15 protein-coding genes and 5 tRNA genes are annotated in these 24,098 nt (G+C 45.4%); 11 read left to right on the forward strand and 9 right to left on the reverse strand.

From position 1 onward, the window contains the following. Positions 1-3: 3 nt before the first annotated feature. A complete protein-coding gene (locus tag B050_RS0104820; RefSeq protein WP_018472761.1) occupies positions 4-912 on the forward strand; it encodes a sugar phosphate isomerase/epimerase family protein in 909 nt (302 codons plus the stop codon). A gap of 82 nt (positions 913-994) precedes the next feature. On the opposite strand, the gene B050_RS0104825 is transcribed toward B050_RS0104820, so the two are convergent. Then, positions 995-1,516, reverse strand: coding sequence for an SH3 domain-containing protein (locus B050_RS0104825; protein ID WP_229802446.1), 522 nt, complete (start codon positions 1,514-1,516; stop codon positions 995-997). 322 nt (positions 1,517-1,838) lie between these two features. On the opposite strand from B050_RS0104825, the gene B050_RS0104830 reads away from it, so the two are divergent. From B050_RS0104830 to B050_RS0104880, 8 genes are all read left to right on the forward strand, one after another. Further along, positions 1,839-1,911, forward strand: a tRNA-Lys gene (locus tag B050_RS0104830). Between the two features lie 96 nt (positions 1,912-2,007). Continuing rightward, a tRNA-Pro gene (locus tag B050_RS0104835) sits at positions 2,008-2,082 on the forward strand. 28 nt (positions 2,083-2,110) lie between these two features. Then, a tRNA-Arg gene (locus tag B050_RS0104840) sits at positions 2,111-2,184 on the forward strand. Positions 2,185-2,217: 33 nt separating this feature from the next. Then, a tRNA-Lys gene (locus tag B050_RS0104845) sits at positions 2,218-2,290 on the forward strand. 170 nt (positions 2,291-2,460) lie between these two features. Then, a tRNA-Lys gene (locus tag B050_RS0104850) sits at positions 2,461-2,533 on the forward strand. Between the two features lie 883 nt (positions 2,534-3,416). After that, the gene (locus tag B050_RS0104860) at positions 3,417-4,223 is read left to right on the forward strand and encodes a type IV toxin-antitoxin system AbiEi family antitoxin domain-containing protein (protein WP_018472764.1); all 807 of its coding nucleotides are present in this window, start codon (positions 3,417-3,419) and stop codon (positions 4,221-4,223) included. Continuing rightward, positions 4,220-4,765, forward strand: a complete 546-nt coding sequence (locus B050_RS22050; protein ID WP_018472765.1) for a nucleotidyl transferase AbiEii/AbiGii toxin family protein — start codon at positions 4,220-4,222, stop codon at positions 4,763-4,765. The genes B050_RS0104860 and B050_RS22050 overlap by 4 nt, the downstream gene beginning before the upstream one ends. 1,095 nt (positions 4,766-5,860) lie before the next feature. After that, entirely contained in the window at positions 5,861-6,319 is a 459-nt protein-coding gene (locus B050_RS0104880) for a DUF1569 domain-containing protein (protein ID WP_018472768.1), read from the forward strand. Between the two features lie 239 nt (positions 6,320-6,558). Here the strand turns inward: B050_RS0104880 and B050_RS0104890 are convergent, their stop codons facing one another. The 5 genes from B050_RS0104890 to B050_RS0104910 all read right to left on the reverse strand — a co-directional run bounded on the left by B050_RS0104890 (position 6,559) and on the right by B050_RS0104910 (position 16,683). Then, the gene (locus B050_RS0104890) at positions 6,559-7,425 is read right to left on the reverse strand and encodes a glycoside hydrolase family 16 protein (protein ID WP_205744966.1); all 867 of its coding nucleotides are present in this window, start codon (positions 7,423-7,425) and stop codon (positions 6,559-6,561) included. Between the two features lie 14 nt (positions 7,426-7,439). Beyond that, positions 7,440-8,780, reverse strand: coding sequence for a glycoside hydrolase family 5 protein (locus tag B050_RS0104895; RefSeq protein WP_240473664.1), 1,341 nt, complete (start codon positions 8,778-8,780; stop codon positions 7,440-7,442). An 86-nt stretch (positions 8,781-8,866) separates the two neighbouring features. After that, complete coding sequence (locus B050_RS0104900) at positions 8,867-10,390, reverse strand: RagB/SusD family nutrient uptake outer membrane protein (RefSeq protein ID WP_018472771.1); 1,524 nt, start codon at positions 10,388-10,390, stop codon at positions 8,867-8,869. A gap of 18 nt (positions 10,391-10,408) precedes the next feature. Then, entirely contained in the window at positions 10,409-13,522 is a 3,114-nt protein-coding gene (locus B050_RS0104905) for a SusC/RagA family TonB-linked outer membrane protein (RefSeq protein WP_026235643.1), read from the reverse strand. A gap of 254 nt (positions 13,523-13,776) precedes the next feature. Further along, positions 13,777-16,683, reverse strand: a complete 2,907-nt coding sequence (locus tag B050_RS0104910; RefSeq protein WP_018472773.1) for a ligand-binding sensor domain-containing protein — start codon at positions 16,681-16,683, stop codon at positions 13,777-13,779. A gap of 760 nt (positions 16,684-17,443) precedes the next feature. Here B050_RS0104910 and B050_RS0104915 point away from each other — a divergent pair. Beyond that, on the forward strand, positions 17,444-18,421 hold the full coding sequence (locus B050_RS0104915; protein WP_157492579.1) for a M20/M25/M40 family metallo-hydrolase: 978 nt from the start codon (positions 17,444-17,446) through the stop codon (positions 18,419-18,421). 205 nt (positions 18,422-18,626) lie between these two features. On the opposite strand, the gene B050_RS0104920 is transcribed toward B050_RS0104915, so the two are convergent. The 3 genes from B050_RS0104920 to B050_RS0104930 are packed head-to-tail and all read right to left on the reverse strand — an operon-like array spanning position 18,627 to position 22,627. Then, positions 18,627-19,382 carry an SDR family NAD(P)-dependent oxidoreductase gene (locus B050_RS0104920; RefSeq protein WP_026235644.1) on the reverse strand — a complete coding sequence of 252 codons (756 nt, stop codon included), beginning with the start codon at positions 19,380-19,382 and terminating at the stop codon, positions 18,627-18,629. A gap of 13 nt (positions 19,383-19,395) precedes the next feature. Then, a complete protein-coding gene (locus B050_RS0104925; RefSeq protein ID WP_018472776.1) occupies positions 19,396-21,582 on the reverse strand; it encodes an alpha-glucuronidase family glycosyl hydrolase in 2,187 nt (728 codons plus the stop codon). 22 nt (positions 21,583-21,604) lie between these two features. Continuing rightward, complete coding sequence (locus B050_RS0104930; RefSeq protein WP_018472777.1) at positions 21,605-22,627, reverse strand: LacI family DNA-binding transcriptional regulator; 1,023 nt, start codon at positions 22,625-22,627, stop codon at positions 21,605-21,607. Between the two features lie 300 nt (positions 22,628-22,927). Here B050_RS0104930 and uxuA point away from each other — a divergent pair, with 300 nt between their 5' ends. After that, positions 22,928-24,094, forward strand: a complete 1,167-nt coding sequence (gene uxuA / locus B050_RS0104935) for a mannonate dehydratase (protein ID WP_018472778.1) — start codon at positions 22,928-22,930, stop codon at positions 24,092-24,094. Positions 24,095-24,098 lie beyond the last annotated feature (4 nt).

Below are 24,098 nucleotides of genomic sequence, written 5' to 3' on the forward strand. Positions count from 1 at the left end.
ATTATGAAAGAAAGAAGAGCTTTTTTGAAGCTGGGAGCTGCTTTTGCTGCCGGTTCATTCTTGCCGTTGCAATTTTGCGCCTCTCCAAAAGAAGAAACTGCCGAGGCAGTGGCGGGCGAGGCAGTGCAGACTGCTGTTAAGGAAAAATTATCGAAATTTGGAATCCAGCTTTATTCTGTAAAAGAAGAAATGGCCAAGGATGCCAAAGCTGCTATTGAGAAAATCGCTGGATTTGGCTATAATCAAATCGAGGGTTTCGATGGAGGCAAAAGTATTTTCTGGGGTATGAAAAATACCGAGTTTAAGAAATATACCCAGGACCTGGGCTTGGATTTCGTTGCCTCCCATGCCAATGTATTTGAGAATATCGACGAATTAGCGGCTCAGGCAGGTGAGATCGAAATGGATTACCTGATCTCTCCGTATATCGGACCGCAGGATTCTATAGAGGCCTATAAGACCATGGCGGATAAGTTTAACAAAATCGGCGCCGTATGCAAAAGCAATGGGCTGAGATTTGCTTATCATAACCATGGTTACACCTTTGAGGCTATGGATGGTCAGATGCCTCATGATATCTTATTGGAGAATACCGACCCGGACCTGGTGGATTTCGAACTTGATATCTATTGGGCAGTGACTGCCAATGCTGATCCGGAAGCGTATTTTGAGAAATACAAGAATCGTTTCAGGTTATGTCACGTAAAGGACCGTGAGAATGGTGCTGCTGAAGGCCAGGCGGACGCTTCCACTGTATTGGGAAGTGGGAGTATAGATTACTCCAAAATCCTCCGTACAGCCAAAGATAATGGCATGGAGTATTTTGTAGTGGAACAAGAGAAGTTTGCGGGCACGACTCCGATGGAGGCTGCTCAGCAAAATGCCACCTTCATGAAGAACCTGGAAATCTAGTGGTTTCATCCACTTGCCAATAAAGTATCAAAAGACCGGTAAATCCGGTCTTTTTTTTGATCCTAAGGCCTTGTGTATAGAATTACAGGGTTGATACTGCGGATTGCTTCACCCATGCCTCAGCGCCCTCCCATTCGATCTCGTACCAGATGTCTTTTTTAGACTTGATAATCACTCGATGGCCCGGGTTTACTTTTTTGATAAGCTGACCAGCGGCAGTAGGGCTGTCCATGATTATGGTCGGGCTGTCCTTGATGATTCCCGACTTAGAAGCCATGAGCAGGTTATTGCTAGCGAAGACCAAAATGATAAGCATAAAGGCGGGGGTATAATACTTGACTTGGCCCGTTTTCTTCTTTGCGATTAGCAGAATAATGGAGATCACCAATAGAAGGGCAAAGATGCCCGTGATGATTTCCTTATAGTCTATCAGCAGGTTGAAGAATTGGGTGCGGTCAGAGACGGCATAGCCCTTAAGCTCTCGTTGGTCAGTGAGTGCTTTGATCTTACTGATGACCTTCGGATTGGGGTGGAGGTCATAGTATTTGGACAAGTACAGCGAGGCTTGTGCATAATCCCCCATACCCTCAGTGATATAAGCCATTTTTAGGAGCATTGCTGGGGAGTAAGACTGGTCCTTTTGGAGCAAATCAGTGTAAACCTCGAACGCTTCTTGGTAGCTTTGTGCAGAGAATAGGGAATCTGCAAAAATAAGTTTTTCGTTATCTGCTTGACAATTAAAGCTTTGCAGAATTAAAATGAAAATTATTGAAAATTTTACAATAAAGTTTCGTCTGATGTTTGGCATTTTAAATTAGGTCTCTTAAATTTGCAGTCCAATTACGACAAAGATATAACAAAAAGCAAGTCGAAATTGACAAAAAATAAGAAGCCATAAGGGCTTATTAAGATTGAAAATAACAAATGATTCTGTAGCTCAGCTGGTAGAGCAATACACTTTTAATGTATGGGTCCTGGGTTCGAACCCCAGCGGGATCACAATGATAATCAATAGAACGATCGAAGAAGAGTTTCTTTTTGGGTCATGGACTGGTGACAGTTTTAGTTCTTACCTTTACGGTGATTATCGAGTTTCGGGGTGTAGCGTAGCCCGGTCATCGCGCCTGCTTTGGGAGCAGGAGGTCGCAGGTTCGAATCCTGCCACCCCGACAGTATTACTTTGAAATAGAAGTATCCAGGTCCTGTAGCTCAACTGGATAGAGCAACTGCCTTCTAAGCAGTAGGTTAAAGGTTCGAGTCCTTTCAGGATCACTAGGTGACAGACGCGTCACGTGATTTATTTCCGATTCTGTAGCTCAGCTGGTAGAGCAATACACTTTTAATGTATGGGTCCTGGGTTCGAACCCCAGCGGGATCACTTTATTTATTTCCAAGAATCAGGAGCGAGCAATCCTCACGATCAAGCTTGGAGGCAAACGAGAAATCGGGCAGCCATAGGAAATATAAAAGCCTGGCGATTAGCCAGGCTTTTTTTATTACTACTATATCATTCGACTACACACGCGTAGTTATTACCATATTTATTCTGATTCTGTAGCTCAGCTGGTAGAGCAATACACTTTTAATGTATGGGTCCTGGGTTCGAACCCCAGCGGGATCACCTCAAAGCCTCACAGAAATGTGGGGCTTTTTTATTTCCCATTTATGAGCTCATCGCAAAGCCCGCCCCAGGGTCAAATGAAGAACGACTGAGGCCTGAAAGACATAACAATGGGATAAATACCATGCTTTGCAAAACCAAGCTTAAAACGTGATTACGCCTTGGAAATAGGATGCTGTGCGATGGTGTAGGTTGGTGGTATGTAACTCATATTATGCAATTAAAGATAGAAGTTCCAGGACACTCTTGATAAAATCCAGAATCCCTTTCAAAGGAGCAGCTGCAGGAGCAAAGAGTCTTGTCCAGCAATGCCGAAGGATTGGGCGAAAACTTCAACTGGCTCCCCACTGGCAGGTTTGAAATAGACGTCGCCATAGTGAATATTGCGCTCAGCCCCATAACACAGGGGCGGAATAACTAATTCTTTTGTCGGATTCCATAAGGCTGCACAGTGAGCGGCCATGCTTTTCTCCTCTTTTGCCATCTACAAAAAAAACATGAAGGTAATCGCTGCGATTGGATAAATTATGCCCTTCCAAGCATTATGAATATTAATTATAAGGCTATCCAGCGTCTAAATCCCTTAAATTTTAAACCTTAAATGTGGGATGGAGGAATGGTTAATCTGAAAAAACACTGCCTCAGGTTTTTGATTCCAATAAGATGACAGATGAATTGAGAGAAGCACGTATGCAGAATGACCTCTTTATGGAGCATAGCTACCACATCAGACCACTAGAGTAGGATGAGCGGCGCTTAGAATATTTATTAAAGATCAATGAGAAAATACCTAGAGAAAATGCATTTGAATCAAAATTTATCAGTTAAGTTTGTGTATGCAAAAAGGGATAAATATCATCCCTTTTCTTAAACAGAAACTTAAATGATAGGGCAATACGGTTACTTAAAGGACTTTGTTAATGAACTGCGTTCTAATGGAAGGTATGCCTTTTCATTGCCGGAGGTACGGAACAAATTTGAACAATCTGATGAAGCAATTAAAAAGGCGCTACAGCGGTTAAAAAAGAAAAGAGAAATTACCTTAATAAGAAATGAGTTCTATGTGGTTATTACTCCTGAATATCGGAGTAAGGGCATTCTTCCACCATCCTTATTTATTGCAGAGCTGATGAAATTTTTAGATAAAGATTATTACGTTGGTCTATTAAATGCAGCCGCTTATTATGGGGCAGCCCACCAACAACCACAATCTTTCTCGGTAATCACAATGAAACCAAGCTTAAGGAATATTGACAATGACCAACTGAAAATAAATTTCTATATAAAGAAGGAATGGGCAAAAAGTGATATAGTTCAAAAGAAAGTTGATACAGGATATATAAACGTATCATCTCCGGAGTTAACCGCTTTGGATTTGGTAAATTATTTTGAACAGGCGGGTGGTCTCAACAGGGTTGCAACTGTGTTGGAAGAACTTTGTGAAAGTATCGATGCTGATAAAATGCTTGACCTAGCAAAACGATATTCTCCTATAACTGCGGTTCAACGTTTAGGCTTCCTGCTAGAAGAGATTTTGGATATGCGTGATTTAAGCGAGCCAATAAAAGAGTACTTAAAAACAGTGAACTATTTCCCTGTACTGTTAAGACCGCAGAAGGAAAAGCCGGAGATGATAACCGGTAATGACTGGAAGGTTGTGCAAAATTTAGAAATAGATACGGATTTATGATTCCACAGGCATATATAACAGCATGGCGTAAAAAGGCTTCCTGGCAGGAGGATTTTCAGGTAGAACAGGATTTGGTCATTGAGCGAGCTCTAATGGCAATATACAGTGATGAATATTTAAAAGAAAGATTGGCATTCAGAGGTGGAACTGCATTACACAAATTATATCTGGCACCAGCCGCACGGTACTCTGAAGACATCGATTTAGTGCAAATTACAGCAGAGCCATTCGGGCCAATTATGGATAAACTTCGTGAGGTATTATCTTTTTTAGGAGACAAACCCATATGTAAACAGAAACAACATAATAATACATTGATTTACCGCTTTGATTCAGAAGGCGGAATTCCACTGAGACTAAAAGTTGAGGTCAATTGCCGGGAACACCATACCATTTTTGGCATTCAGGATGTAAAGCACGATATGCAATCGGAATGGTATACTGGTGAAGTTCTTATTCCGACCTATGAACCGCTTAAAATATGTAGTCCCATAACCACCCAATTATTTACCCGGCCATTTTTCTTCACAACCACTGAATAAAAGTTCAATTCCTTTTCATAATACTCAAATAAATCTTGGATCATAGTGTTCTAATTAAATTTAATACTCGTTCATTTTTCTTCTATAAAATATATTCTCTAATGCCCCGATCACCCCTTTTGAGAAAAGCATATTGCTCCAAAGAGAGATGCGTATAAGTGGGGTAAGGTGACTTAGGTTTCCTGAAGGTCATGTCAGGTTTCCTCTTCATTTCCACCTTTAAAATAGATTAAGACATCTTTTCTCAATTGGGATTCTTCTTCACTTTTTCTATGTTTGACCCCAATATCCTTGATCTTTATATAGTTCTTGCCAGAGGGAAATACCAATGGGCTTCCTGCAAATGCCTGCGGATGTCATGCCAACTACCTAGAGGACCTGTCTGGTGACTTGGATTTCAGCGCATAATTAAATAGGCCCATCGAGAAATATAGAGATTTTTCCTTATGGTTTATCTACTTACTGGTTTTATTGTAAACCCTGATAATCACCATCTTCCTTATCTCATTGTTTTTTTTATAATTACCTTACTCAAATCTTCAGACCAGGCCGATATTTACAAAAGCTTAATACCAGATTTAGGTTATTTTTACCTATGTTTGGAGGAGGTGGAAGGGGGGCTTACTTCCCATTCTAAAGGGAATTAATCAGCCTTAAATTCCCGCCCTAAAATCTTTTTCCCCTTAATTGTGGGCGATTCCTTTGAGGAGGGTTTTCACCACTTACCGAGGAAACTATTTGTCCCATGACTATTATAAAGGGTGAAAGAGCAGGAAGCGATCTTGGGTTTAATTTGGTTCCTGAATAGCTTTATAAGCTAATATGGCTTATACTTATTGCTCTTTGCTAGTCCCTCTAGGAAATGCATTGGAAACATGTCAGGGCGATAGATTTAGAAGGAGGTAGGTGGGGCAGCTCGAGTGTCGAAGTAAGCGATTTGGGAGTGGGAAGAGGATTTTAAATGTTCGCCTCAGTCTAAATTACAAAGGCTTGGTCTATGGCGGTTCTAGGGCTTTAGCAGAGCTTTGCTCACTTTTATTAAAGGACAGGAATATTATAGTCGTTGATTGTATAAAATTTAACCAAAAGAAAAATATGGCCTTACCTAATATTTTCAGCAAGCCAGTTTCTGATCAGCTTATTGGTCGGATAGAGGCCCTAAACCCGAGTTCTCCAGCCCTCTGGGGGAAGATGGGAGTCTCGCAAATGCTAGCCCACAGCAGTGTGATGTATGAAATGGTCTTTGAAAACAAGCATGCAAAGCCTAATTTCTTTATGAGCCTGATCTTAAAATCCTTCGTGAAGAATATGGTGGTTTCAGAAAAGCCCTATAAGAGAAATTCGCAAACGGCTCCTGCATTTGTAATCAAGGGGGACAGGGATTTTGAGGCCGAAAAAAANCGGCTTATCGCCTATATTTCCAAATCCCAGCAGCTCGGAGAGAAGCATTTTGATCAGAAAGAATCTCTATCCTTCGGAAAGCTCTCCACCATAGAATGGAATAATATGTTCTATAAGCATCTGGACCATCACTTGCAGCAGTTTGGCGTATAGCAGTTTCGGACTTTGTCATCGATAGTGTCATGGCGAATTTCCAGTACTTTTCTTAGAAGTAACCAATATATCCATATCACAAAATGGCTATCCGCTAATGGCGCCATGCTTTCGCAAGGATATTGGGAAGCTGGGAGGATGGCTATTTTTCCTTTCACCTCTTTATATATTCACCCAAAAAAGAAGCCTTAGCCCATGATCAGGACTAAGGCTTCTCAGCGTTGGAAATGGTAGGTGGTTTATTTTTCGATCATTTTATATACTCTTACATAGTCCACCAAAAAGGTGGCAGGAAAGGCGGTTTCATCCATGCCCTGAGCGCCACCCCAGTCTCCTCCCACCGCAAGGTTTAGAAGTAGATGGAAGCGTTTGTCAAAAGGCCAAGCGGCAGAGCCCTGTCCCTTATTGGTGAAGGTGAAGAGGAGTTCATCGTCAATATAGCCACGAATGGCAAAGGGCGTCCAATCCACCCGGTACAGGTGAAAAGCCTCACTGGCATGCTCCACCTTACGGTTTTTGCCCACCTGTGTGCCTTGCTTATGGTTATAGGATTGGGTATGCACGGTGATGTGGACCACATCCTGATCATATCCCACATGCTCCATGATGTCTATTTCTCCAGATTCAGGCCATCCACCGTATTCCCAGTCGGTGGGTAGCATCCAGATCGCGGGCCAGGTGCCTTTGCCTTTGGGTAGCCGGGCTTTTACCTCTATCCGGCCATAGAGAAAATCCCCCTTATTCTTACTTACCAGTCTGGCGGAGCTATAGGTATTCCCTTCGATCTGTTGTTTTTTGGCGGTGATAGCCAATACGCCATGCTGTACCTCTGCGTTTTCCTGACTTTCGGTATAGTACTGCAGCTCATTATTGCCCCAGCCATGGCCTCCTGTGTCATAACCCCATTTTTCAGGGTCGGGCTTACCGGAATAGTCAAATTCATCTGCCCATACTGGTGTTTCCTCGAATTCCCAGCCTTGGTCCACCAGTGCTTTTGGTGCGGGGATATTGGGGCTCACTTGGTCAGACTGACCGGAGCAAGCCGTAGGGATCATGCACAGCAGTAGGTAGAAGAGGGGATTTATGGTGGTATGGAATGTTTTCATAGATTTTGTCATCTTTAATGTTCAGGGGCTACCGCCCGAATGGTGTTTTCGTTCGGAGGGTTATTTTCGAATTTAATATTTTCAATTACCTGCGCCATCACTTTTTTGCCATCGGTAGGGAAGGGCCCGTTGATTCGTGTTAGGGCCGCATTTTCCTTTAGGTCAAAGCGTTTGTACGTCCAGTGACACCAGCCGATATTTGCTGCGTCTAATTTAGCAATATTTTGTGCCAGCCATTCATTGGTATTTTCTCCAGTCTCTCCGATCCAGACGGGGACCTGCTCGCGGTCTCGGAAGGCCAGCAGGTTCACCATTCTATTGATCTGGTTTGGATTGGGGTCTGGAAGACTATCCTCCTGTGGAGGGATCCAATACCGATGGGCGCTGTATATGAGGTTTTCGGAAGTACTAAAGTCCTTAGGTAGCAGCAGGTCATAGTTATTCCCCCAGCCATTCCCCTCGATCATGATCATATGCTGGTCGCCACTGGCACGAATGCTATTGATCAGTCGCTCATATAGGTCGTGTATGGGCTGATTGGAGGGAATATTATTGGGTTCATTAATCAGGTCATACCAAGCAATGCGATCGTCATTAATATAGCGTTGGGAAAGCATTTCCCAGAGGGAGACCGTGATGTCCTGATAGATCAGCCTTCCCTGTGCGTCTTTCCGGTACCAAAGGTCGTTTTTGACCAGTATATCAGCGATATTGACGTCAGTACCCTGGCCTCCAGGGGCCGCGTGTAGGTCGAGGATCACATACATCTGCTCTTGCTCACACCAGTCGAGCAGCCGATCCAGGACCTTGATGGCTTCGAGTGTTTCCGCTTGCGCGAATAGCGATTCATCATCCAGCCACCTGGACAAGGAGTCTATATAAGAGCTCAGCTGCGTGGAGTCTTTGATGACCTGATTCCTGGCAGATCGCTGTTCTGAACTTAGAAATAGCTCATAGTGCATAGGGATGCGCACCGCATTAAACCCCAGGGAAGCGAGGTAATGAATGTCCTTTTCGGTGATGAAATTATCTCTCCATTGCTGATAAAAATCCTCCACTTCCTCCTCCGAAAGACCTTCCTCGTAATAGAGCTTTTTCATCTGCCATTGGGTGCCGATAGTGCTGCCTTGAGGGTTCAGCATATAGCCCTCCTGGAGCAGCCAGCCGCCAAGGCCTATAGTGCGAAGAATGACCTCCTCCCCATTTTCATTCACTACCTTGCTGCCTTTTGCTGATAATCGGCTTAGGGATGTACTGGATGTTGGTGCCTCTTTCTGGCCGCGCTCAGGGCCTGAGCAGGATTGAAATAGCGCTAGGCCTGCCATAAGCAGAGCTATTCGTAAAGAATGGATCACGGTGATTGTTTTTTTTTGGGTTTAATGAAAGAGGGCCCGGGTAGAAAGAAATCCTTCCACCCGAGCCCCAGGTTCAATAGGGGATATTATTTTGTGCCTCCGTATTCAGCATTCTGCTCAAGGATGGTATTATCCAGTTCCAAAAGTGGGATAGGCAAAATCTCATGCTTTCCAGCGACAAATCCCTTGTCTGCGAGTGCCTGAGCGGCGAGGCCGTTACGGATGAGGTCAAACCAACGGTGACCTTCTCCAGCCAACTCTAATCGACGCTCCTCCAGGATATTCTCTAAAGTCGCTGGGATAGGGGATAAGCCCACTCTCGCCCTGATTGCGTCCATTAGCTGCTGTGCGCGGCCAGCGTCTCCACCTCCTCTTACCAAAGCCTCCGCTTCGAGGAGATAGGTGTCCGCAAGGCGTGTTTCATAAATGTTCTGACGGAAATTCAATTCCATCACTCCTCCGCCCATGGAGCGGTCGGATTGTCTACCTACGTATTTTTCGAGGAAGTAACCTGTGTTTTGATAGCCCTTTTCATAGCTCACCGCCCCGGCTTTTTCTAAGCTGTCGAGGTTGGCGATCGTATGTGGATACCTAGGGTCATTATGGATGGCGTCAAATAGCCCTTCGGTCACAGGAAGGAAGCTCCACCCTGATACATAATCTGGGGCATCTGCGCTGATCGCATTATAGCCTCGTGGGCCCACCATGATATTGAGCACATTCCCCTCGGTACATCCCACACATCCCCAGTCACCATTGGATTGATTGGTATAGTTGATTTCGAAAATGGACTCGCTGTTGAACTTATTATCGACTACCCACAAGTCTCCAAAATTGTCCAACAGCTTATATCCATATTGACTAGTGCCACCTGGCGTGCCGTTTACTTCCGCTAGTTGCTCAGCCGCCAAGCTGAATTTCTCCTGGGTCAAATAGACTTTTCCCAATAGTGATTTTGCCATGCCGCGAGTCGCTCTGCCGGCTTCGGTACCCAGATCCACTGAGATAGGCAGGATGTCCATGGATTCCTTTAGGTCGGCTTCGATCTGAGCATAGACTTGCGCAGGGTCTGCTTGCGCAATATCGTACATCTCGCTGGTAGGGATTGGCTCACTTAGCAGTGGAATATTCTCAAAGAAGCGTACCAGGTCGAAGTAGAAATAAGCACGTAAGAATTTACTTTCCGCAGCATATCTTGCTTTTAGCGTTTCGTCCATTGGGACTTCGGGGAGTTTCTGCAATAATACATTGGCTCGGAAGATGCCTGAAAATCCCTTTCTCCATAGCTCATCTTGTGGGCCAGTGGCCGGGTCCAGTGTGTAGTTTGACCATACCTGTAAGGCTGTGATGTCTGTAGGGCCACCACCACCGGCATAGTGATCATCGGAGGCGGCATTGAGGGAATTTTGTTTAGTGACAAAACCATTTCCTGTCCAGCCCACCACATCATAGATCGCCACGAGACCATTATAAGCTTCCTGCTGGTTTTGATAGTAGTTGGCCTCGAGGTTGGTACCCTTTGGCTTGATTTCTAGAAATTCGTCAGAACAGGAGCCTAAAGACAGAAGCGCCACTGCTGATGCTATTATATTTAATTTATATGTTTTCATAGTTGATCAATTTTGGGTTTAGAATCCGATTTGTACGCCGACCATGAATGATCTTGCCTGAGGGTAGATTCCCCGGTCAATACTCATGACCCCACCACCGATTTCCGGGTCGTAGCCAGTGTATTTAGTGAAGGTCGCTAGGTTTTCACTCATGACATAGATTCTAGCCTTGCTCATGCCTACTTTTGCTGCGAGGCTTTTTGGTAAGGTGTAGCCCAGTTGCATGGTCTTGATTCTGAAGTAATCCCCATCTTCCAGATAGAAGTCGGAAGGGTTATTGAAGTTTTTGTTTGGATCGCCATCCACCACTCTTGGATAGTCATTAGTAGTGCCTGGTCCTGTCCATCGGTTGAGCACTTCGGTCTGCCAGTTGGCAGTGCCTATGTCCAGTCTTCTAAGGCCTTGGAAGATTTTGTTTCCAGATACTCCCTGCCCAAAGATCAGGAAATCAAAGTTTTTCCACTCTAAGCTTACCGTCAGGCCATAAGTCCAGGTAGGAGTAGGATTGCCGATAAAGGTTCTGTCCGTTTCTGTAATTTGGCCATCCTGGTCCAGATCTTCCCAGATGAAGTCACCGGGTTGAGCATTAGGCTGGATCATATTGCCATTGGCATCCACATAGGACTGTACCTCTTCGACGGTTTGGAATATCCCCTTGGTCTGGAAGCCATAGAAGGAATTCACCGCTTCGCCGATGGCGGTACGAGTGATCGGGTAGGAGCTGGCTTGGAAAGTCTGCCCTCCAGAGAGGTAGCTGATGTTTGGTCCGAGATTGGTGACGGTATTTTCCAAATAAGAGATATTGCCGTTAAAGGACAGGTTAACGTCCCCAACTTGCTTACGGTAGCCGAGCTCAAGCTCTACTCCATTGTTTTCCATATCTGCCACATTAGCGGCTGGATTGGAGATGGCGCCTACGTAGCCCGGGATACGAGGGTTCTGTAGGATGCCCTTGGTCGTCTTCTTATACCAGTCAAAAGTCACATTCAAATCCCTAAATAAGGTGGCCTCGAAGCCAAAATTGGCCTGACTCGTTTCTTCCCATCTTAGGTCGGGATTGGAGGGGGCGTTGGGGCTATAGCCGATTGCGTAGCTTCCTGTATTTCCCAGCGCATAGTTTCTTCCACTGCCGATCGTGGATAGGAAGGCGAAGTCGCCAATATTATCGTTGCCCACGATTCCATATCCACCACGAAGCTTGATGAAGTCCACCACATTGTTTTCTGGCCAGAATTCCTCTTGGCTGATCACCCATCCTGCTGAGAAGGAAGGGAAGACTCCATATCTGTTGTTGGTACCGAAGCGGGAGGACCCATCTCTACGCACCAAAGCCTCAAAAAGGTACTTTTCGTGGTAATTATAATTGACCCTAGCAAATAATGAGCTTACCGTATGTCCCGCGCCTTCTGATCCATCAGCGGTACGCTGGTCATTAGGAACTTTGAAGTTTAAGGAGGCATCGTCGAAGTTATCGGCTGGCACATTGAAGAAGGTGACCGAGGTGGATCTTCCACGGTTATCCATATAAGCACCTTGTCCGATTAGCCCGGTGAAATTATGTTTCCCAATGGTTTTACTATAAGAAATAGTGTTCTCCAGGTTCCAGTCGAGGCGTCTATTTTGGCTTCTATTATAGTTGGTTTGGCTGGATACATTGGTGGCGTTGAGGTAATAAAGTGGCGTAAATGATTCACCACCCCAAAAAGCCATTTTGGCCCCTAATGTGGAGCGTAATCGCAGCCCCTTGATAGGTTCTGCCTCTGCATATACATTGCCTACGAAATTATCGCTCCAGCCATAGTTGCCTAGACGTGTCTGGGTATAAGCCAGTGGATTGGTCATTTCCTGAGCCACGATAGTGGATATCCCATAAGGACGACCAAAAGGGTCTCTCACCACATTGTTGGTGCTGTAAGGAGCGTTGTTTGCTACATCCTCATCCGTGATGATCGCTGGAGTAATCGGGTCCAGGTTTATGGCCGAACTCAAAGGACCCCCAAATTCGCTATTGGTATTCCCTAAGCCTATAGACTCTTCATGTGAATACCCCAGGTTTTGGCCCATTTTTAGCCATTTGGCAAGTTTATGCTCGGAGTTTAGACGGAAGTTGATTCGCTTATAGTTGGAGATGTCCGTCGCCACGATTCCTTCTTGGTCCAGGTAGCCAAAGGAAGAATAGAAGGTTGATTTTTCATTTCCTCCACTGATGCTTAGTTCGTGATTCTGACGCTTTGCCCCCTTATTGAAGATTAGGTCTTGCCAGTCTGTGCCTGTTCCATAGCTTTCTGGATTAGGGAAGGGAGCTGCATTGCCGGCATTGACCGCAGATTCATTACGAATCATCGCATATTGGCTGGCGTCTAGCAGGTCTAGCTTCTGCGCTGGAGCGGAGGTACCGTAGAACCCATTATAGCTCACTCTTAATTTACCTTCTTCACCTTTTTTGGTGGTTACTAGGATCACACCCGCTGCAGCACGTGCACCGTAGATCGCTTGAGAAGAGGCGTCTTTCAGTACTTCGATGGATTCGATATCGGATTGGTTTAGGTAGCCAATGCCACCGTTATCCACCACGACACCATCCACGACCCAAAGTGGATCGTTATTACCGAAGGTCGTGAGCCCTCGCACCCTTACCGTGGAGCCTGAGCCCGGCTGCCCGGAGCTGGAAGCAATGGTAAGCCCGGAGGTCCTGCCCTGAAGGGCTTGCTCCACCCGGGTGATGGGGAGACTCTCCAGATCGGAGCCTTTTACGCTAGATATAGCGCCTGTGACCACGCTCTTTTTCTGAACTCCATAGCCCACCACGACGATCTCCTCCAGAGAACTGAGGTTCTCTTCCATGAGCACGTTTAGAGTGGATTGATTAGCAATAGTGATTTTTTGGGGCTCCATGCCGAGAAGGCTGAATACCAAGGTGCTCCCTTGAGGAGCGGAAATAGAGTAGAGACCATCTATATCCGTAATCGTACCGGTGCCGGTACCTTCGATCATGATAGCCACGCCAGGTAATGGCTCATCGTCGCTTTTTAGCGTTACTTTTCCTGTGATCTGACGGTCCTGAGCTTTCGCAAGCATAGGCATCATCAAAAAACAAGAAAGGAAGAACAGTATCGTAATTCTTCTTTCCATAGGATTTTGGGTTAGGTTATTTATTGAGATAAAATGTCCCTGCACTTTTAGCAATTAGACATTCTCAAAGGTATCTGTTGGGGGAGAGATACTGAAAAAATATGCCCCTACATAGCCCCTACAGAAAATCAAAAAGTGGGCTTTAAGGGAGTTTTGGGGCACTACATGTGTACTACATCCACCCTAAAAGGTGAATTTCTATTGCAAATCAATTGCTGGCTGTAGGGAGCTTGGCTAGCTGAAAGGATCTCCCTTTACTGGTCCGTAGAACTGGTGCTTTGGACTAAGAAATCAAAAAGATTGATCTCTGAACTGATTTTTAATTTCTTGCGCAGTCGGTACCTTCCGACTTCCACCGCTTTGAGCGAAATACTCATCAGCTGGGCGATTTCCTTGGAGGAAAGATTCATCTTGATGAAAGCGCAAATCTTTAGCTCGTTAGGGGTGAGCTCAGGGTATTTGTCTTTTAGGGTGCTGAGGAAATTAGAGTGTACATGGTCAAAATGGACGGAGAATCGATCCCAATCACTGTCACTTCGCTCCACTTCACTGATGAGCTTAAGCAGCCTCTTGAAGTCCGCCGACTCATTCTCCAGACGATGGTTTCGTCCTAATACCATCAGCTCTTCCTTGATTTTGGTCAGCACCTTCCCGCGCTGGACAAGGTGCATGGTGGTGGAGGCCAGCTCTTGATTCTTGAAATTGATATCCGCTTGTAGCTTTTCGTTCCTTAGCTTGACGATCTCTTTTTCACTCTTATCCACCTTTAGCTGATGCAGGTGCTTCAACTGGGTTTGCTCCTGGAGGTGCTTCTTCTTTTGCCTCTTAAAAATCAAGGCAAACAATCCTATGACAATGAAAAGATAGACCAGATAACTCCAGATAGTCTTGTACCAAGGGGGAGAGATCTCAAAGGTAAAGGTGCTTACTGTCGATTCATTGCCGAGGTTATTGCGGGACTTTACCTTGAATATATAGTGCCCTGCGGGCAAATTGGTGTAATCTTTCTCACTTTTATTGATCCATGCCGACCACTCTCTGTCGAAGCCTTCCAGAAAATAACTGTATTCCAAATTGCTGAATTGCCCAAAGAGGGTACTGGAATATTCGAAGTGCAGAGAATTCATGCTGTAGGGCAGTAATGCCTCTTTCGTTTCTCCCTTTTGCTCCGTATAGAGCGGATATCCTCCATATAATACACTGTCCTTCTTTCCAAAAGACCTCACCTTGCCAAACAATATATCAGGCTGGGTGATATTCTGCCGGTACTTGGTATAATTGATATGGAAGAATCCCTTATTGGAGCCGATGAAGATATTCTGCATATCCAGAGGATAGATGCTTTCATGGCCGCCCACCACCTTGTCCGAAAGCTCTGGCAGGTGAATGATGGTAAAAGGCTTGTTTTGCGTGGGCTGACTGTAATCGATTACCCCGACTTTCTTATTAGATATAAACCATATATTTCCCTCGGAGTCTTCCTTGAGGTGCTGGATATTGACACCGGCGAGGCTTCGCTTGACTAGATTGGAAGGGATAAATCGGTCCTTGGCCGCCTCATATTCGTACAAACCATCCTCAGTGGCGACGATCAAGCGATTCTTGATCCGGAACAGGTAATTGTAGAGGTCGGAGGGTAAGCCATCCTTGGATTGATAGATCCGGGAATGAAGGATTTTTGACTGGTCTGCGGAGAGCTCCAGTCTGAAGATTCCCCGATAGGGATGAGAGCCCCAGATGGCGTTTTGCTGGTAATCGACCACCATAAAACGGAGGGATTCATCGAATCCTTCCAGATGTCTTTGATGCTGGAAAGCCCCCTCTTTATAGTCGATTTCGGCAAGGCCTAGATAGGTGCCAATATATACCTTATCGCTCGGGGCAATGGTGGAGGCAGGCTGGAACATCCAGGTCCCGGGGGCAGGATAGATCTGGTAGGCTTGGTCTTCCTCCACAAAGAAGGCCCCATCCTCATGCGCCATGAGGAGCGACCCGTTTATTTCCTGCAGATTCCATACCTGACCTGTTCCGGATTTTACGGGTGCAAAATCCCCTTTGCTTAGGCCTAGATCATTATTTTTCTCGGAATAATCAAATAGGTATAAGCCATCTGAAGTGCCAATATAGAGCTTGTCGCCATGGGAAGCCGCCGCATATCCGGTCACCCGCTTGTCCTTGTCGGGATGGATTTGCTTGATGGAGCCATTCACGTCAATATAATCGATGCCATCATCCAGCCCCAGCCATAATCCCTGATTCTGATCCACGAAAATGCTCCTGACATTATTCGTTTGCATACCTTCCCGATAGCCATATTGCTGAATCAGCTCTCCCTGCTTATTGATGATCAGCAGCCCTGCTGACTTGGTGCCCAGGCCGATCCACTCTTCATTGATTTGGCCCATACAGTGGACGCGCTGATTGACCAGCAGGCTGTCGAAGTCCGTCTTATAGCGTGTTAGTGTTTGGTCGGATAATAAGAATAGGCCTCGGTCGGAGGAGGAGATGAGCAAGCTGTCTTCGTTCAATTGCAGCAGGCTATTGACATCGGGCATTTGCAGGGGAGGAGTGGACATCGCAGGCTTCCAGACTTCATCCTCGAACTTCAGCAGGCCATGCCCTTTCTCTTGAGCATATATGCTATTGCCGGCCTTTTCCATATATTTCCACTCTGTTTCCGACTTGTAGATGCGGATACGGTTGCCTTTGAGGTGAAATATTCGGGTCACCTCCATAAAGAATACCTCATCATTGTGAATGACAATATTCCAAATATCATCAAAATTGCGATCCTCTTCTGGAATCAGATGTTTTAGTGAAGTGAAGACCAACTCTCCATTTTTGGCGGGAGAAAAATAGCCTAAATCATCCTGTCCGCCCACAAATACCCTGTTTTGAGAGTCCAGCTTTACCGAGCGGATGATGGTCTGATTGGGCAATTGAAATAGCTCCCAATATTTTCCATTGAAAGTAAGAAGCCCCTCATTATTTCCGAAATACAATATGCCATTTTCGTCCTGTGTGGTGGACCAGTTCTGAATCCCTGCCTTGTATTCCAGATTCGTATAGTTGATGATATTAGGTGCAGCCAGCTGTCTTTGGCCGTAAAGTGGGCAGATATAGAGTATAAGGAGTGATAAAAGGAGTAATCTTGGATTCATGGGCTCTTTTTAGGTCCAGTGTATTTGCAATTTTACCAGATATATTACTTAAATGAAAGAAGACAATTGATAATCCTATATTTTAGGGTATAAATGACAAGGGTAGTTATTGCAGAGGAATGGGGATTTCAAAGTTTAGGTTCCTATCGATGTGAACCCACAAAGGAATAGCAGTGGCCATTTAGCTTTCGATTTATCTTCATTCCGATGATGGAAGTTAGCGCTCTCCGCAGATCTTGAGGAAGGTGATTTGTTATACGCCTGAGGGCAAATAGCTTATATGATACAATGTAATTGTACGCTGGCGCGAAAAGAACTTTCGTCCATTATAGATTTCTACCGTATTTTCCTTCAATTTCCTCCAAAAAACTTATGTTTTCTCCTAATAATGCATCATATTGTATATAATCTGCCGCGTTGCAAAGGCTTTATTTATAAAATAATCAGCCTAATTTCACTTTTAGAATAGATTGTACTATGGATTGTTTACTTTTATAGTTAGGAATTCAAGAGACATATCAATTTTTATTTTGAGATTTTATTTTGAGAATAATTCGATTTGTAAATTGTTCTGCTGCCAGTAAGGAGAAAAATATTTGGAAGTTTTGTGTTTTAACTGACGAGAATCATAAAGGAATTTTAGTTTAGCGATAAGGAGTAGAATATCTCTACAATTAAGCTATTAAAAAGAATAACTTTCATAGATTTGGCATCGTTTTTACTTTTGGTGTAAGGGATTTACCTTTAAATAATAATCAACGTGAGAAAAGTTTATACCAATGCTGTACTTTGGGCTTGTTTTTTTATAGGATGTAGTATTAGTTCTGTGTATGCCCAAGTCAATGAGGGGATGATTTCAGAAAGAGAAATTGAGGAGCACTTGATGGTGCTGACCTCTCCAAAAATGAAAGGTCGATATCCAGGGACTTTAGGTAACCGCAAAGTGGTAAGGTACCTGGAGAGCGAATTTGAATGCTATGGGCTTAAGACGTTTGATGATACCTATCGACAGGTCTTCAAGGCTGAGATGCGTGGAAAAAAAGCCGCAGGTCGTAAGGTGAAGACCTGGAACGTGGTGGGCTATGTCGAGGGAAATCACTCTGAGCGCAAGAATGAATACATCGTTTTAGGAGCGCATTATGATCACCTGGGCCAGGGTGGGCCTTCTTCTAAGGCGCCGGGAACCAAGGCCATTCACCCCGGAGCAGATGATAATGCCAGCGGAACTTCTGCATTACTTGAAATCGCCGAGAAATTGGCTTCTAATAGATATCTCCTGGGTAGAAGTGTGATAGTGGTGGCCTTTGGAGCCGAAGAGCATGGACTTCTCGGTTCTAAGCATTTTGTGGACAACCTCCCCGTACCCAAAGATAAAGTCAAACTAATGATCAATATGGACATGGTGGGAAGGCTCAATGAGTCCCGTCAAATCTATATGGGCGGCGCGGGGACTTTCCCCGGAGGAATGAAACTCATGAAAAAGGATGCCTTGGAAATGGGCCTAAATCCCATCATTCATGCAGGCGAAGTAGGTGGATCGGATCACGTATCTTTCTATAAGGCGGGGATTTCCGCTATAGGTCTCCATACCGGTGGCCATGACCAATATCACCGCCCTGAGGATACCCTGAATCTGATCAATATAGCCGGGGAAAAAAGCATAGCCGAATACATCTATAATGTAATCGTAAAAGTAGCTCAGGAAGATTATGAGCTTTATTTTATCAATCAGGATTAATAAAAAGACCTATTTAGCATAAAAAAAGCCATGCTGCTTACCGTCAAGCCGGTAGTAGCATGGCTTTTATAATCCCATAGATTGGACTGTCTACTAGAAATTTCCTAATAGGTCTGGGCTAGGTTTTTAGGCTGCTGTTTGAAATATCAGACCTTTTTTTGCAGATGATTATAAGGAGAGAAAGGGATTGCTCCATTTTATTGGGTCAAAATCCTATGGAGTTCCCACCGTCCACCGGGATCACGGTACCTGTAATATAGGCAGAACTATCGCTGGCTAGGAATAAAACCGTTTCTCCAATATGACTGGGCTCCCCCAGCTGGCCCATGGGCGTTCTGCTCAGCACCTTGTTTTTTCGTTCAGGATCATTGTCTAGCGCTTTTGCGGACATCTCCGTGGCGATGAATCCCGGCGCAATGCAGTTTATGCGGATGCCAAGCGGAGAGAGCTCCACGGCCATTGCGCGCGTCATCCCTTCTATAGCGGATTTGGAGGCGGTATAAGCAATGACTTTAGGGATGCCGTACTGGGAGGCCATAGAACTGATATTGATAATGGATCCACTTTTTTGGTCGATCATGATCCTGGAGACCTCTCTGCTTATTGCAAATACCGATCGTACATTCGTCAACAATATTTTTTCAAAGTCCTCATCGGTGACTTCTATGAGTTCTTTCTTCATATTAATGCCCGCATTATTGACTAAGATGTCTATACGACCAAACTCCTGAACTATTCGCCTCACCAGGTCAGGGATTTCTGCCAGCTCAGTGAGGTCAGCGGGGTAGCTGAAGCAATTGGCGCCTAGTTTTTCCTGTGCTTCCTGGAGTTTCCGGCCATTCCTGCCAATGATGATGGTCAGGATACCGGCATCACAGAGCCTTCTGGCAGCGGCCAGACCCAGACCCGATCCTCCGCCAGTTATAATGGCTACTTTCTGTTTTTCGCTTGCTGCTTTCATGGATAATGGGGGTTTATATTCCGGGGACAAATTTTGGCTCATAATTTTGATAGTATTCTAAACTGTGTTCGGGCTTTTCGACTTCCTTAGGAAAAGGCCGCTGTGAGAACTGCTGGAAGTATAATAAGCAAGCGTCTTTCCACCAGATAGCCTCCTTTTCCTGGATTCTCAGGAAGGACTCCACTTGGTGATATCGCGCTGGATCGATCTCGGTAGAGAGGCTTTGCCAGGCATATAGCATCTCCCTGCTTTGATCAACCCCTTTTTGGTAGTGAAGAGCGATTTCTTCCCATAAGCTTCGACCAGAAGGCATGACATATTCCCAAGGTAAATGATGAAACCAAAGCAGGTATTTTTCGGGACAGGTAGCTGGATTACCATATAACTTCTGGATTTCGGGAGCATATTGTCCCAAGGCATTACTTCCCTTTACCGTCCGGTCAAAGCCAATTCCTAAGCGGTCCGCCTGATGATAATAGGTGGAAGTCCAGTCATCGCGATGCTTATCGGTAACCCAGGGTCCAGGGCCATAATGATGACTCCAGCCCATAATATGGTGCAGTCCCAGAGGGGTCATATAGTTTACGGCAGCCTCATGTGACAGCATCATGATCCTAGTGATCGTTTCTGTGCTGCTCGGATCGTTTGTAAATGTCATCTGAGACCATTCTTCCGCAATCTCCTCAGAGGACAAGGAAGGATCCCAAGCCAGCTTACCAAATGCGTACCAATTGGCTTGTCCGAAAAGGTGACCTGTCCAGTTGCGGTCTGTACCAATATTGGAGACTCCCGCCATTCCGGTGAGCAGGCTGCCGCTCTGCCTTCCTTCAATAATGCCCGCTACCGTAGTGCCTGGCCCCTCAGCATAGGTGTCTGTATCCAAAACCTCCTCATACATCGGAGCCAGATATACGAGATGAGTTCCCTGACCCAGGTATTCCTGGGTGATTTGGAATTCCATCATAAGTGGAGTCTGGGGCATAGCTCCAAACATCGGGTGAAATGGTTCGCGAGGCTGGAAGTCTATTGCCCCGTTTTTTACTTGGACGATGACATTGTCATCAAAATCCCCGTCGAGTGGTTTGAATTCATTATAAGCCTGTTTTGCTCGATCATCAGGCGTCTCGTTGGTATAGACAAAAGCTCTCCACATTACTATTCCCTGATGCGCTTTCAGGGCTTGAGCAAGCATATTGGCTCCTTGCGCCTGGCTTCTGTCATAGTTTTGGGGCCCCGGCTGTCCTTCCGAATCGGCCTTAACTAAGAATCCTCCAAAGTCGGGAATGTATTCATAGATTTCGTTTACTTTATTGTCCCACCATTCCTGCACCTCGGGTTGGGTGGGGTCGGCGGTACTTAGGCCACCGAGTTCCATCGGGGCACTGAAGCGGGCAGTGAGATAGACCTTGATGCCGTACGGCCTGAATACCTCGGCCAGCTTGGCTACTTTTCGTAAGAAATAAGGAGTGAGCACCTGAGCGTTGGCATTGACATTGGTGAGGACGGTTCCGTTGATGCCTATCGAGGCATTTGCGCGGGCGTAATCCAGGTATTGGGGATGGATATAATCCGGTAATCGGTGCCAGTCCCATATGGATGCGCCAGCATAGCCTCTTTCCACAGTGCGGTCAGGATTGTCCCAGTGATTGAGAACTCTGATAGCGGTTTTAGGGCTGGATTGTAGGTTTATTTTTTCCAGGGAAGAATGTGTCTGCAGCTTTCGCAGTAGTTCATAGGTTCCATAAAGTAGCGCTATATCAGTATTACCTGTGATCAAAATCTGCGTTTTCTTCCCATTAGATATGGTCCTCAGGAGGTAGCCCTCTTCGCCTAATGCGGCATATTCCTCGCTGGTAATCATCTCATTTAATGAAGGCCGCTGACTTGGACTGGCGATGATCAGCCCAGGTGCCGTGCTGGAATTATTGGAGGAGGAATACCTTGGGGATAAAGCGAGCATTTTGCCCAGAGCAAGGTCCAGTTCATCTTGGATGACCTGCATCGTTGCAGAAGTATTACTGAGATAGATTTGCTGGAGCTGTTGTTTATAGCCTTCGGCCAAATCAGATTTTTCTATAGGAGCATATTGAAGCCATAGCCGGTAGCCGTCATTTGCCAAGGTAGGATGCTGCAGCAAGAGCAGGAGGAATAAGAGGGATAAGGTTATTTTTGAGGGCTTTGCAAGGTTTATCCGGGGCATAATTTAGGGATTTAAGGGTTTATCATTTTTTTAAGGAGGATTCCCGAACGATCAATTCGGACTTTAAAGTGATGGTTTCATTGGTGCCTGGGCTGTCATCATTTTCCGAAAGGCGTAGGAGGAGATTCCGCATGGCGATTTCCCCCATTTCATAGCCCGGGTAGTTGATCGTGCTGAGGTTTGGCTCAATGAGCCTTGAAATAGCATCATTATTAAACCCCACAATAGCGATGTCCTGCGGGATTCTGATGCCTTTTTTCTTTAAATATTGAATGCAACTTGCCGCGCAGGCATCGTTGGAAATGACTAGCCCATCTGGCAATGGGTCGATTTGGAGAATGATATTTGCGATCTCCTCTCCCGATTCCTCATTGAGGACAGAGTAGATATTCTGCTCTTCCGTATAGGGCAGTTGGCGATCCATCAGGGCATATTTGAAGCCTTTGATTCTGTTTTTATAGGTGCTGATCCCGGAATTGCCTACGATATGATGGATGTTTCTGCAACCTTGGTCCAGCAGATGCGAGGTGGCAGCATAGGCCGCCTGGGTATTGTCTATGATTATGCTGGGAGAGCTGGGCTCATCCGGAGTTCTGTCAAAGAAAATCAGAGGAATACCCTTTTCGGTAAATGGCTTAAAATGATCGGTATTGCCGGTGTTCTCCGCCATGCTCACCAGAAGCCCGTCCACATGGCTGTTATACATGGTCAGGGCATTGGTTTGTTCTTTTTTGGATGATTCTAAGGACTGACTTATGATCAGGTTATACTGTGCTTGGCTCGCAATATTCTCCATGCCCGCGAGTACTGAGGACTGGAAGGAAGAATTTAGCCTAGGGACGATCACTCCTATATTATGAGTGGATTTTTTGCGTAAGCTAGCCGCAAATATATTGGATCTATAGCCCAATGATTTGGCAGCTTGATTCACTTTCTCCTTGGTTTTTGGGCGTACCGATGGGCTGTCGCTGAGGGCTCTGCTCACCGTGGTCGGGGAAAGTCCCACCTTGTCGGCGATATCATAAATGGTGATTTCCTTTGCCATTTTTTTATAGTGTCTCTTTTTTGGAAGCTCAATGATTGTTTTTGCTGCCTTGGTTTATTCGCACCTGCGGAAGTCAATGCCTGCTTTCCCAATGTCGAATAAGTAAATATATTTGAAAAAAATTTTAAAATGAAATCGATTTCATTTAAATTACGATTCCATATCATGTTATTATAGGTGGGAATGATTGTTTTTTGCAAGCGATAGCTTGCGAAAAATGATATTATAATGAAATCGATTGTATTCTTATCTACCTATAACAAAATGGAATTGATCTTAAGCCTTAAATAGAAATAACCAATGTCATTAACTCAAACGTGGAGGTGGTACGGCCCGGATGATCCAGTAAGTCTGCAAGATATCCAACAAGCCGGGGCTTCGGGAGTAGTGTCTGCCTTGCATCAGATACCCCATGGTGAAGTATGGCCCATCGACCAGATCCTCGAGCGTAAAGCACTCATCGAGAAAGCGGGACTGCACTGGTCCGTCGTGGAGAGTGTTCCTGTCCATGAATCCATCAAAACTCGTGCTTCAGATTGCGAAATATACCTCGATCGGTACCGCCAAAGTCTTAAGAACCTGGCTGAGTGTGGCCTGAAAACGGTATGTTATAATTTTATGCCGGTGCTGGATTGGACTCGAACCCACCTGGCCTGGCCTCTGCCAAATAAAGCGCGGGCCTTATACTTTGATTGGGTGGATTTGGCGGTTTTTGATTGCAAGATTCTTGCTCGTCAGGGGGCGGAGACATCATATACTCCGGAGATAATCGCTCAAGTGGAAGACCGATACCCAAAGATGTCCGCGGAGAAAATCAAGCAGCTCTCCGAGGTGATCCTCATGGGGGTGCCCACCGAGAAATCCGTGACGGTGGACTCTTTGCAAAATAGCATCGAGATATATTCCAGCATAGGCAAGGATGGATTAAGAAATAACCTGAAGTACTTTTTGGAGAGTATAGCTGATCTCTGCACAGAAGAAGGAATACAGATGACCATTCATCCTGATGATCCACCATTTCCTATACTTGGCTTACCCCGAATTGCCTCCAGCAAGGAGGATTTGGAATTTGTTCTTCGTTCGGTGGACAGACCTTTCAACGGTTTATGCTTTTGTACTGGCTCCCTTGGAGCGGGAGAGCATAATGATCTCCCCGATATACTGGAATCACTGGGAGACAGGGTGTATTTTGCGCACCTTCGGAATGTGAAAAAAGACCGGCTTGGCAATTTTTTTGAATCAGATCACCTGTCGGGAGATGTGGATATGTTTGAGATCATGAAGCAGCTGGTCCTTCTCAATTCCAGCAGGGAGACCTCCATTCCCTTCCGGCCGGATCATGGTCATCAGATTTTGGATGACCTACATAAAACTACCAACCCTGGCTATTCTGCCATCGGCAGGCTAAAAGGTCTCGCAGAATTGCGCGGTCTTGAGCTAGGAATCGAGCGTTTGATTATAAAATAAGCCT

The organism is Echinicola pacifica DSM 19836 (assembly GCF_000373245.1).
In the GTDB taxonomy this organism is placed as follows: Bacteria; Bacteroidota; Bacteroidia; order Cytophagales; family Cyclobacteriaceae; genus Echinicola; species Echinicola pacifica.

Coding starts and splice junctions, on each gene's coding strand:
- B050_RS0104910 (WP_018472773.1), bottom strand. CDS start 16,683: ATGAATCCAAGATTACTCCTTTTATCACTCCTTATACTCTATATCTGC.
- B050_RS0104930 (WP_018472777.1), bottom strand. CDS start 22,627: ATGGCAAAGGAAATCACCATTTATGATATCGCCGACAAGGTGGGACTT.
- B050_RS0104825 (WP_229802446.1), bottom strand. CDS start 1,516: ATGGCTTATATCACTGAGGGTATGGGGGATTATGCACAAGCCTCGCTG.
- B050_RS0104900 (WP_018472771.1), bottom strand. CDS start 10,390: ATGAAAACATATAAATTAAATATAATAGCATCAGCAGTGGCGCTTCTG.
- B050_RS22050 (WP_018472765.1), top strand. CDS start 4,220: ATGATTCCACAGGCATATATAACAGCATGGCGTAAAAAGGCTTCCTGG.
- B050_RS0104905 (WP_026235643.1), bottom strand. CDS start 13,522: ATGGAAAGAAGAATTACGATACTGTTCTTCCTTTCTTGTTTTTTGATG.
- B050_RS0104860 (WP_018472764.1), top strand. CDS start 3,417: ATGATAGGGCAATACGGTTACTTAAAGGACTTTGTTAATGAACTGCGT.
- B050_RS0104920 (WP_026235644.1), bottom strand. CDS start 19,382: ATGAAAGCAGCAAGCGAAAAACAGAAAGTAGCCATTATAACTGGCGGA.
- B050_RS0104890 (WP_205744966.1), bottom strand. CDS start 7,425: ATGAAAACATTCCATACCACCATAAATCCCCTCTTCTACCTACTGCTG.
- uxuA (WP_018472778.1), top strand. CDS start 22,928: ATGTCATTAACTCAAACGTGGAGGTGGTACGGCCCGGATGATCCAGTA.
- B050_RS0104820 (WP_018472761.1), top strand. CDS start 4: ATGAAAGAAAGAAGAGCTTTTTTGAAGCTGGGAGCTGCTTTTGCTGCC.
- B050_RS0104925 (WP_018472776.1), bottom strand. CDS start 21,582: ATGCCCCGGATAAACCTTGCAAAGCCCTCAAAAATAACCTTATCCCTC.